Raw genomic sequence first — 12,114 nt, forward strand, 5'->3', positions numbered from 1 at the left:
AAGTGGATTTTGTCCTGTTTTCTTAGCGTTCCTCGGAATAACCTAAATTAAGCGCATATTTTGTGCTTCGACCACCTCCAAACGGAAGAAAAATATTCTTTTCGACCAAATCCTGTAAATCTCTTGTAGCAGTGGCTTTTGAAGTTTGGGTGACGGCAATATATTTCTTGGCACTCATACCTCCTTCAAAGCCCTTTGGTCCTTCTTCCAACATACGACGCACGACTTTTAGCTGCCGTTCATTCAAGGTACTTGCAAACCGATCAAAGAACTGAGTTTTTTTGAGCGTAAAATCAATTAAGGATTCAGCCTGATCCTGCGCCTCAATTGCCATCGTCAGAAAATAAGTAATCCAAGGTGTGATCTCATTGGACTGCTGTGCTTTTTGTAAAGCAGCATAATAATCTTTTTTCTTGGCCTCTATGGCCCGTGATAGGCTTAAAAGAATTGGCCGTTTCACGTATTGAGATAATGCTTTTTCCGATATGGCACGGCCGATACGGCCATTCCCATCCTCAAACGGGTGAATGGTTTCAAAATACAAATGAGCAATCGCCGAGCGTACCACCGGTTTTTTGATTTCACTTTTGCCACCAGGTCCCGTTTCATTAAACCAGCTTATAAAACCTGTCATTTCTTGTGGGACAATTCTTGATGGTGGGGCCTCATAATGAATTTTCTCTTTTCCCATTGCCCCAGATACGACCTGCATTGGCTCTTCATGACTGCGCCAATCACCAACAGTGATGCCTTTGCTGCCTTTCATGATCATCTGGTGCCAAGAGAACAGCTTTTCTTGTCTTAGCTCCTCTTCAAAAGTGTTGCGTACATCCACCATAAGCTCAGCGGCGCCTTGTGCCCGCAAATCACTCACCTGTTGATGGCTTAAGCCAAGATTATTACGAATAGAGGACATAACATCCTGGCGGCTCAAATATTCGCCTTCAATTTCTGAGGTTTTAATGGCCTCAGCTACCATTAAATCGATAATAGCTTCATTTTGAGTTTTTTCTGGCAATCCCCTTAATAGGCCGCTGACACGCCCTACTTTTTCAGAAAACTTAAAGAGCAAAGGCTCTATTTCTGATAAATCATACTGAAAGTCAGGCCAGTTTTTTTGTTGCCAGTTATACGTCATGAGCCGATTACCTCTTTTATTCGGCTCAAATATAATAAATAAATGAGCCAATTGTCAATGTTATTCGGCTCAAAAGATAAAAATAAACTGATAATATCAAGTATGTAGTAACCTTTAATTTTGATAAGATTCATTTATTACAAGAAACATAGCATTAAGGTATTGATCTTTCATTGTATTGTTCGGTGATATATTAACTTTTTTTAGACATAATGGATGTAAGGATTAAGGTGTGTGTGGGGTTGTTCACGCTATGATGACGGGGGATATTAAGTTGATTGGCCGATTGCCTATCGCCGGAGTGATGCTATCGCTAACAGGGATATTGTTAGCGGGAACAGCTATGGCGGGTCCGTCAGGCGGAACTGTTGTGGACGGTGCAGCGGATATTGCAGGCCAAGGCAGCAATGCCGTTACAGTAAATCAGCATTCCAATCGGGCGGTGATTAACTGGCAAAGATTTGACACTCAATCCCACCAGCGTGTTGAGTTTGTGCAACCCGATGTAAACTCGATTGTATTAAACCGTATTATATCAGGATCCCCAACCCAGTTTGACGGGTCGTTAAGCGCGAATGGCCGTGTGGTTGTGATGAACCCCAACGGTGTTGTGTTTGGTCAAACGGCACAGGTTGATGTGGGGAGTTTGATTGCCACATCCTCTCATGTATCAACAGACAGCTTTATGAACGATGCGCGGATCCGCTTTGAGGCGGGGGGTGATCCGGCAGGATCGATTGTTAATCATGGAACGATTACGGTGCGAGACGCCGGCTTGGTTGGTTTTGTGGCCCCTCATGTTGAGAATACGGGAACGATTACGGCGCGGTTAGGCAAGGTTCATCTGGCATCAGGGGACCGTTTTACGTTTGACCTGTATGGTGATGGGTTGGTTGAGATTGCCGCGAGCGATGCGATCAATGCGCAGCTTGTTAAGAACAACGGTGTTATCGAGGCGGATGGCGGTGTGGTGCAATTAGAAGCCGCATCGGCCAAGACGATGGTTGATGGGTTGGTCAGTAATACGGGTGTGATCGAAGCCAAATCCGTTCATGAGAAGAACGGTGTGATTATTTTAAGTGGTGACGCGGCAACCACCTCGGTCTCAGGCACAGTCGACGCATCCGGTAAGGGTGCATCTGAAACGGGTGGCCGGATTGAGGTGACGGGTAAGGAGATAAACCTGGCTAGCGCCCGGTTAGACGCCTCTGGCAGTGAAGGCGGTGGCACCATTCGTATTGGTGGTGGCTATCAAGGTGGAGAAGGTATACACCAGGCGGATACCACAACAGTGGACGCCGATACAACTATTACGGCGGATGCCATCACCAATGGTGATGGTGGCAGCATTGTGGTGTGGTCAAACGAGTTGACGGATATATCGGCAACACTATCGGCAAAGGGTGGATTACAATCCGGAGATGGGGGGATGATTGAGACGTCAAGTAAGGGCCGTGCGACCTTCCAAGATGCAATCAGTATAGATACCTCGGCCCCTAATGGTGAGACGGGTCTGTGGTATATCGACCCTGAGGATTTTACCATTGCAGATGTTGGTGGTGATATCACACCGGTTGTGTTATCGGGTCAGTTGGGGTCGAACAATGTGACGATTGAAACGGCGGATACGGGGTCTGATCCAGGTGATATCGTTGTGGAAGATGCGTTAAGCTGGGGCAGTGATCGGACACTGATCTTAAATGCGCATCGTGATATAGATATTAACGCCAGCATTAACAATACGACTGGTGGGTCATTGGTATTGCGCTCTGACAAGGCGGGATCTGGGACTGGGACGGTGAGCTTTAATGGCTCGGGCTCAGTTGCGATGACGGGTGGTGGTCGAACGGATCTTTATTATAACCCAAGTGCGTATTCGACACCGACGGATTACAGTGCAAACATTACGGGCGATAGCACGGCTTGGATGCTGGTGCATGATGTTAATCAGTTGCAAGCGATCAATACAAACAATACCACGCGTGCGGGCAGCTATGCGTTAAGCGGTGATATTGATGCCTCCGATACCGTCAACTGGGACACCGGCGCAGGATTTGTGCCGATTGGGAATTTTAACGATCGCTTTACCGGTCAGTTTGATGGCCAAAATCACATCATTAGTGACTTGTATATTGATAGATCTGATAATGTTGGCTTATTTGGTCTTGCGGAAAATTCCATCATCCGCAATGTTGGTTTGGTTGATGTCGGCATTACTGGAGATACGCATGTCGGTGGCTTGGCTGGGCGTAACGTAGGAAATAGCGTAATAAGTAATAGTTATGCTACGGGAAATATTACCGGAAACAATAATAATATTGGCGGATTGGTGGGAGTTAATTCTAATAGTACCATCAGTTCAAGTTACTCAACCGCTAGTGTTACAGGAAATAGCTCTGTTGGCGGTCTAGTTGGGTATAATAATCAAGGTAGCACAGTCAGTGAAAGCTACGCTACTGGAGATGTTATGGGAACTGGCGATTATGTTGGCGGTCTAGTCGGGTATAACCTAAACAACGGCATAATCGATTTTAGCTATGCGACTGGCAATGTTATGGGAAGTAGGCATTTCGGCGGTCTAGTTGGATATAATAATTCCAGCATCATTAGTGAAAGCTACGCGACCGGCACAGTTACAGGAAATGGGGATTATGTCGGCGGGTTGGTTGGCTATAACGTAAACAGTACAATCAATGAAAGCTATTCCAAAGGCATGGTTACTGGAAATTCTATGGTAGGGGGGCTAGTTGGGCGCAATCAAGGTGGTAGCACAATTAACCAAAGTTACGCAACTGGTACCATTACAGGAAATGGTGATCGTGTTGGTGGTTTGGTGGGAGTAAATAACAACAGCACAATCAACCACAGTTATTCCGTAGGAACAGTAGCAGGATTGAGCAATAACATTGTTGGTGGACTTGTGGGATACAATGAGAACAACGGCACCGTCAGCTATAGTTATGCAACAGGTGCTGTTTCAGGAGCTAATTATATCGGCGGTCTTGTCGGTAGAAGTTTTAACAGTGTAATTCAACAAACTTATGCGACAGGAGCCGTAACAGGTTCGGGTAGTAACGTTGGCGGACTGGTAGGTACCCATCAAAACGGTGGCATGATCAGCTACAGTTATGCAACTGGTTCTGTTTCAAAAGCCGGTAGTGGCGGTGGTCTTGTCGGACAAATATTGCATTACGGAGGTGTCACTAACAGCTATTGGGATATGGACACGTCGGGCATGGCAACCAGTGCTGGAGGTGCGGGCGCTACTGGCCTCACCACGGCTGAGATGCAGGAGATGGACAGCTTTTCCGAATGGGATATCGATGATGCCGGTGGCACTGGTACTGCGTGGCGTATCTATGAAGGCCAGACTTCGCCCTTGCTACGTCATTTTATGACCCCTTTGACAGTTACCGCTAATAACGCCAGTGCTATCTATGATGGGACTGCTTATATGGGCGGTAATGGTGTTGTCTGGTCCGGTTTTAAAGACGGTGGGGATGCAACGGATTTGAGTGGTGTTTTAAGTTATGGCGGAACGGCGCAAAATGCGGTGAATACAGGGAACTATTCCATTACACCAATGGGTGTGTATTCCGGTCAACAGGGCTATGATATTACAACTCAATCAGGAACATTAACGATTGTAAAACCGGATATGCCGGCCAGCACAGAAGCAGGTCGTTATAGTACCGTAACTAGCCCGGTTGCTCCATTGCAGCAGTATTCACCAGGTAGTAGTGGTGTATCTTCTTCCAATGGAATTAGTACCGATGCCCCGATGTATAATGTGGATATCCTGAATGGTGGGATTAATCTGGATAATAATAGTTTTGACCTAAATCTGATTTCTCCCTCAGCATCGGGCGATACTGATACAGTCACCAATCTAACCAGCAACGCGTATACAATCTATTTTACCAAGCCGCTTTTACAGCAACTAGGGTATTTAAAATAGAATATAGTTCATAATTAGAGCTCCGAGGGATCCAATGCTTTTTTAAGCCTTAGACTATGAAAATGGCCGGGTTTGTGCGTACAAAAATAAATTAAGATCTCTTAAAATTGAGCTTTAAACGTCATAGAACCAAGAGGTCTTAAATGTCTCTCCATAATGAAAAACTTTTTTACACCATACCTGAAGCCATGCATCAAATTGGCATTGGCCGGACAAAACTTTATCAAGAGCTTAATAGTGGTCGCCTAAAGGCGGTTAAAGCAGGTAAAAGAACGCTTATTCCCAAGAAAAGTCTAATGAATTGGGAGCAAGAGCTTCAAGGGTATTTAACAGAAACTAGAAAACGCTAGCCAATATCCATTTAGGATTAATCTCAACTTCATAATTTCCTCTCCATGTGTCTAAAAGACAATCACATGAGAAGTAATTTTTTCTGAGTATATTTGTTGCTAGAATGAAGCATACGAACTATACTCGGTTATCCTATGGCAAATAAAGCAAAAGAAATTATTGTTCCTGATCAAGGCGTTTTTAGAATAGTCTTTCTTTATGTTGGACAAGGGGACTCAGCAATACTTACAATACCGGATGGTAGTGATTTTCGCTATGTATTGTTAGACAATAATATTGATATAAGTGCAGGTGGTATTAATACAGTAGAATTACTCAAAGATCTCCTTGACGATAAAAAAATCATCTTTATGAACACTCATCCTCATAAAGATCATACAGAAGGCATAGAAGAAATTCATAACGAGGTTGGGGTTGAGGAAGTATGGCATTCTGGGCATGTTCCGGGAAAAAAGCATGACGATGCTTACCAGGAAATGAGGCGTGTCATTAAAGCAATTGGTTCTGATAATGAATATAAGTTCTTTGGAACAAACGATCTGAATAAAGTAAGAGCGTCAGATGGGGAGACCCAAGTAATTAAAAAAATTGGAGATATTGATTTCCATGTTTTATCGCCTGCAGAATACTTATGTGAAGAAATAGCAGGTGACGACGCTGAGAAGAGATATCGTCGTATTCATGAACATTGTGCCGTCATTAAGTTAACTTATGGAAATCCTGCTAGAAATATACTAATGACCGGCGATGCAGATAGGGTTGCCTGGGAAGATCATATACTGAATTACCATAAAGATTCAGTTCAGGCTGAGGTTCTAAGTGCAGTTCATCATGGTTCTCGTACCTTTTTTAAGTTTCCAAATAACGACGACGATATTTATGAAACTCATATTGAAACCATTTCCCCCAATTATCTAATAGTAAGTGCTCCGACCCAAGAAGAAAGCAGTCATGATCATCCACATGATGATGCAATGGAGCTATATAGAAAACATTTGGAGGAAGATAATATTTTTCATCTAGGTAACAAGCGAGAATCTATGATAGTAGACATTTATCCAAATGGAAGTTATGTAATCGATTCTGACAATGGTGAACTAGCTACTGAGTATGGTTTTGATGATCATTCCGGTAGTGATTCAGAGGGAAGTAAAAAAGCTGCTGCAGCGATAATAGGCGTACGAACCAGTACTTTAGATAAAAAACCAATGGGATGATATGAGTGAATGGTTTGAACTTCATCCTCAGATCTTAGAGAGAGAATCTAGGCAGCTTAGTAGTAATAGTCATTATGAAGAATTAGCTCAAAGACGGGATGTATTGTTTGTTTCAACCGGAACAATTAAAGTTAGAGCAAATGGACAGACACAACGCTACCCTGTAGCAATTGTTTACCCTAAGGCCACTCCATATGCCTTACCATGGGTTTATCTAATTGAAGCAGTATTGACTGAAGCAGAATTAGATAATTTAGCTTCATTGACTCATCATAAGGTATCAAAATTCTTATCATCTAAGGCAAAGTATTATTATCGACGACATCAAAACGAAGATGGAAGCTTATGTGTCTTGGAACAGGATAATCTCGACCAAATTGGCGCAGAGATATTCGATGCAAATACCGTTTTAAAAAGGGTTGGTAAATACTTAGCTGGCTTCACTACAAATCACTTCCCTCCTGAAGGAGCTGAGGTAGAACTATTCTCACATTATCCCAATAAGGCCGGAGTCCATGTATTATTAACTGATAGTTTTTATATGGATAATGGTAAAAAGGGTGTATTTTACTTAAACTATATGTATGAGGTTCCGAAGAGTGCTTCTCGGAAAAACTTACCTAACGTATACTTTGGTGCCTGCTTAGTAAATCAAACTGCTTCAGGCATACAAACGGATAATAGTTTAACACAATTACCCTTCATGCCTGATGGGCTTAAGAGCAGGGAGGAAATAGCTCATAATCAAACAAGGTTAAATGACCTTATCAAAGATGAAGAGTTAATAGAAGGTCATTGGTGGCACCTAACAGCCGAACCAGATGTGTTTAAAAATACTCAAGAGCTCATCGTTGCACTGGGTCACGGAGATATAGACAAGGGGGTGGCTGAAGTCGTAAAAAGCTTTTGGCCCAAATTAAAAGCGCAAGAGCAATCTATTTTTATAGGTCTCCGCTTTCTAAATCGACGAGGCGAGCTGGATTGGGTTATTCTTTTACTGAAGAAAATTTCTAGCAATAATCACCCCCTGATCATCGGAGAACCTAATGTCACTGAGGTATTAGGAGATTACCAAGTGACAGCTGCTTATTCTGAGGCTCTAACCGAAGAAAAACATCATTTACGAAATCAGGGACGAATAGATCGTAATATCGTTAAAGACAGGATACTAACAGTTATCGGGTGTGGAGCATTAGGTAGCGAAACGGCTGATATCATGGCAAAAGGGGGAATAGGTACAGTTTGTTTAGTAGATAACCAAATAATGTTTGCCCATAACAGTATTAGGCATCTAGCTAGTTGCCGTCAGGCCAACCAACGAAAAGTAGATGCTGTAGCAACGATATTACGTGAACACAATCCTTATATTAATATCCTACCAATTGGAAAAAATATATTATTAGAGGACATTCCTGAATATTTCCCTGAAAATGGTATTGGTATTTCATCTATTGCTGATGACAATACAGAAAGTTATTTGAATGAACAGGCTTTATTAAATAAGCGTACAGTATTTTATGTTAGAGCGCTACGTGGAGGTAAATCAGCTCGGATTTTTAGAGTTATTCCTGGTCAGGATGCTTGCTTTCATTGTTTAAGTATTTACAGAAGCGAGGGACATGAAAGCTTTATAGATATTCCAGAAGACCATGAATTACCCACAATTCGCAATGAATGTAATAATCCTATACGGCCAAGTAGTGCTGCGGATCTTAAACTTATTTCTGCACTCGCAGGAAAGACATTGTTAGATTATTTGCAATCACCGAACAATCAAGCAGTCAACCATTGGGTTTGGGCAAGTGATTCATTTAGCGGCATTAACATCACAAGCAGCACCCCTTCTGTTCTAGAAGCACGAAAACTCGCTCCTCACCCACAATGCCAATATTGCCAAGGGTTAAACCCAATTAAGATAATACTAAGTCAAGAGGCATTAGAATATATGCAAAACTTAGTATTAGCTACTCCAGGTGTTGAAACCGGCGGTGTCTTAATAGGTAATTTTGATGTAAAAAATAATTCTGTTCAAATCTTGCACGCCTCAGGTCCAGGGCCAAATTCTCAGAGAACAGCTTCTAGATTTGAGCGAGATGTAGAGTATTGCCAAAATTTTGTAAACCAACACGCAACAAAACAACTTTTATATTTAGGGGAATGGCATAGCCATCCACATAGCAACAATTCTCCTAGTGGTACCGATATAGAAAGCCTTTCTTCTATTTCGGAACAAAAAGAATATTTAACCACTCGTCCCGTAATGATAATTTTTTCTAGAAATGGGGATTATTCTTGTACAGTTCATCCTGTTAACCAACCCCATTACCCTGTCAAACCAACAGTTGAATAACATAAATTTTTTATCTATCGGATTTATTAGCCGGTAGATAGTCACAACTATCAATTAATGCCTGTGCATAGCGATAAGCTGCTTCTTTTACCCATTGTTTGTTAATGAGAAATATCCAAAAGGATAATAAAATGAAGAGAAATAGAGTTACAATTACCTCAGAAACCGATGTAAATTCAGAATATGAGAGACTAGTCAATAGTTTATAAAAAACCATAAGTATACTGAGTATTAAGATAACAATTCCCCAGATCTTCAGTCCCCACAAGTTTCTTCTGAAGCCATAACTGCAATTTTCAATAAAGAGTAAATTAAATTTGTCAGTGTCTCTAGTGTTATTCCTCAAATATGAAACACATAGTTCATATTTTTGGTCGGCAAATACTGGGTCATTTTTCTCCTCCTCTTTAGTAGGTAATTTGAAAAGCTCTGAATCAGAAGAAAGTAATTGTTCTAACTTTTTATGAGTTCGTTCAAGCATTATGGGGTTTCGAGCATTTTCATGTCTTAACAATTTTGTTGTTGGAGTACCGCCCCAAACTTCGAATAATCGTTTTTGTTTCTTTGCACCAGCGTCTCTTACGAACTGTGAAATTAACATAGCTGCTACTATCCAAACACCAGCACTTCCCGCGATAGGTTTCCATTTTGCAAGTTCATCAGGAAACCAAATAAAAATGGCTAAACCTATAGGTAAAGCTGCTATCAAGAAAGGATAAATTCTTGCTTCTCTTATATACTTATTAGGGATCAAATCACTTAAATTCATTTTATCAATTTAGCTAATGGTAAAATAAATTAAAACTAAAAATCCATAAAACCGAACTTAGTCATAAATTTAAACAGATGATTTAGTGTTTCTAAGGCAATTACATCGCACTTCTATGGATTTTCTTTGCCTTTAGTTTCAATCTATACATTCACTTGGCGTAGGTCGATAGTAATACAGCTATATTCCTTAGGCTAGTGCGTCTAAATAATCGCTCCAGTCCTGCATCATGATTTTACGCACATCGAGAAACTGTGTGCGGTTATAGGCTTCCCCTAGCGGGCCAGCGGCTTTGTGTGCAAGCTGGCATTCAATCGCCTCGCTATCATAGTGCAGCTTTTCCCGAATGGTTGTGCGAGCAAGGGCGCGGAAACCATGTGCAACCATATCCTTACCGAAACCTAGACGTTTTATGGCCTTGTTTACTGTGCCATCACTCATAGGTTCTCTGGGGCGCACCTGTGAGGGGAAAACCCAAGGTGTGTTTAATATTTCCACCTCTTTCTTTTGTTCTTCCAGTACGGCCAGCGCTTGACGGGATAGTGGCACGATATGTTCGCGGCGCATTTTCATAATCTCTGCCGGTATCGTCCAAAGGGCTTCGTCAAAGTCAAAGTCTTCCCAGCGGGCTTTACGGATTTCGACAGGGCGACAGAATGTGTAAAGCGATAGCCATACCGCGCGGCGAGTGCGCTCAAATAGTCGGGCCTCGTTGCGTTCTAAGGCTTTCAAGAAATCCGGCACTTCCTTAATGTTCAGCGTCCTGAAATGCTTTGTCTTGCGGGTCTTTAATGCACCTCTTAGGTTTTCGGCGGGATTCCATTCGCATTTGCCTGTTTGAATACCGTAGCGAAAGACTTGGCCGCATATCTGGCGGGTGCGGCCTGCAATATCCAGCGAACCGCGCTTTTCAATCTTTTTCAGGCAATCATTTAAGAGTTCCGGCGGAGTTATCTCTGCAATAGGGCGACTGCCAATATGTGGGAATACATTAAGCTCCAGCCCTTTTTGAATTTTGTAGGCGTAATTGTCGCTCCAGCGGTCTTTGTTTAGGGCGTGCCATTCCAGCGCCACGGCCTTAAAGGTATTTTCCACCTTGCGAATGGCTTGGCGTTTGTTTTCGGCTTTGTGTGCCATAGGATCTATGGGCGGGTTTTGCATCAAAAGGCGCTTCGCGTCATCTCTGGCTTGTCTGGCCTGTGCCAGCGATATTAGGGGGTACTGGCCTATGGATAAGGTCTTTTCCTTATTCAGGTAGCGATATTTCATTTGCCAGAGCTTTGAACCGTTCGCTCTTACCCGAAGATACAGGCCGCCCCCGTCAAACAATTTGTACTGTTTGTTTCTAGGTTTGGCGCTTTTGCACTTTAAATCGCTTAATTTCATTTATATTACCCCCAGCCTATGAGCGTTACCCCCGCTCATTACCCCCTGTTACCCCTGAGTGTGGGCGGTCAATCGCGGTTGGTTTTGAGTAATAGTGAAATGAAAGCACTTGAAAGTCAAGGCTTTTTCGGTTAATCATGAATGAGAATGAATGTTGGCGAGAGGGAAAATGGTGGGCGTAACTGCTACAGACTTTAGAGCTTAAGCGATTGTTTTTAAATAATATGGATGTTCTTATCTCGGTATGTTACCCCCTGAATTACCCCCAGATTATTTTTTTTAGAGTTTTCTTTCCAATATTCTTTCTTGAAAAAACTCAATATTGAAAGGAAAAATATCATATCTACCAAAACACAAACAATCGAAATTGAAAACCGCATAGCATCCCAAGCAGATTTTGCTGCTCAAGATTTGAACCGTGGATATCCCATAAGAAAGAATGGTTGCAAAAAATTTGTCTGATGGATCAACAATCTCTCAAAAAATAGTCGACTTTTTCGGTAAGGCTATGTTTTAATTACATATAATAATGCTTTTTGTGCGTATCATTCGCAAGAAAGCATCAATTAAATTTGAGACCCTTCCATCACATAGCAAAAGCGAGGTTATCCATGCCCCATGACCACTACTCTTCTTCGTCTATTCGAACAGATTTTCTTAATACGGTTGTTAAACAGTTGGTTAGACAAAGACAGATCCTCGGACTATCCCAGGAAGACATTAATTTTAAGCTCGGGGTAGCCGATAGGCTGGTGAGTAAATGGGAGTGTGGCACACGAACCCCCAATGTCTTTAATCTTTATTGTTGGGCTGATGTTTTGGAATCCAAGTTAATTGTTGTTCCAAAAGATTATGACATTTTAGATCAAAACCTGGATCCGATAACGTTCAAAGCGAGTAATGACAATAAAATCAAATAAAAAAACCTATCAAACACTGGTAGGG

At 42.1% G+C, this 12,114-nt stretch carries 8 protein-coding genes; 5 read left to right on the forward strand and 3 right to left on the reverse strand.

The genetic code is table 11. The features are described from left to right. Positions 1–22: 22 nt before the first annotated feature. Positions 23–1,138, reverse strand: a complete 1,116-nt coding sequence (locus tag GL182_RS19065; protein ID WP_163381381.1) for a Fic family protein — start codon at positions 1,136–1,138, stop codon at positions 23–25. 253 nt (positions 1,139–1,391) lie between these two features. Between GL182_RS19065 and GL182_RS19070 the strand changes: the two genes are divergently transcribed. From GL182_RS19070 to GL182_RS19085, 4 genes are all read left to right on the forward strand, one after another. Beyond that, on the forward strand, positions 1,392–5,096 hold the full coding sequence (locus GL182_RS19070) for a GLUG motif-containing protein (RefSeq protein WP_163381382.1): 3,705 nt from the start codon (positions 1,392–1,394) through the stop codon (positions 5,094–5,096). 143 nt (positions 5,097–5,239) lie between these two features. Further along, on the forward strand, positions 5,240–5,446 hold the full coding sequence (locus GL182_RS19075) for a helix-turn-helix domain-containing protein (protein WP_163381383.1): 207 nt from the start codon (positions 5,240–5,242) through the stop codon (positions 5,444–5,446). A gap of 135 nt (positions 5,447–5,581) precedes the next feature. Next, positions 5,582–6,664 (forward strand): ComEC/Rec2 family competence protein, encoded by a 1,083-nt coding sequence (locus tag GL182_RS19080; RefSeq protein ID WP_163381384.1) that lies wholly within the window; start codon positions 5,582–5,584, stop codon positions 6,662–6,664. A gap of 1 nt (position 6,665) precedes the next feature. Continuing rightward, positions 6,666–9,014, forward strand: coding sequence for a ThiF family adenylyltransferase (locus GL182_RS19085; protein ID WP_163381385.1), 2,349 nt, complete (start codon positions 6,666–6,668; stop codon positions 9,012–9,014). 10 nt (positions 9,015–9,024) lie between these two features. Here the strand turns inward: GL182_RS19085 and GL182_RS19090 are convergent, their stop codons facing one another. Further along, complete coding sequence (locus tag GL182_RS19090) at positions 9,025–9,783, reverse strand: hypothetical protein (protein WP_163381386.1); 759 nt, start codon at positions 9,781–9,783, stop codon at positions 9,025–9,027. Between the two features lie 189 nt (positions 9,784–9,972). Beyond that, positions 9,973–11,169, reverse strand: coding sequence for a tyrosine-type recombinase/integrase (locus GL182_RS19095; RefSeq protein ID WP_163381387.1), 1,197 nt, complete (start codon positions 11,167–11,169; stop codon positions 9,973–9,975). Between the two features lie 611 nt (positions 11,170–11,780). Between GL182_RS19095 and GL182_RS24515 the strand changes: the two genes are divergently transcribed. After that, the gene (locus GL182_RS24515; protein ID WP_410492720.1) at positions 11,781–12,089 is read left to right on the forward strand and encodes a helix-turn-helix domain-containing protein; all 309 of its coding nucleotides are present in this window, start codon (positions 11,781–11,783) and stop codon (positions 12,087–12,089) included. Positions 12,090–12,114 lie beyond the last annotated feature (25 nt).

It is taken from the genome of Cyclobacterium sp. SYSU L10401 (assembly GCF_010993705.1).
In the GTDB taxonomy this organism is placed as follows: Bacteria; Bacteroidota; Bacteroidia; order Cytophagales; family Cyclobacteriaceae; genus Cyclobacterium.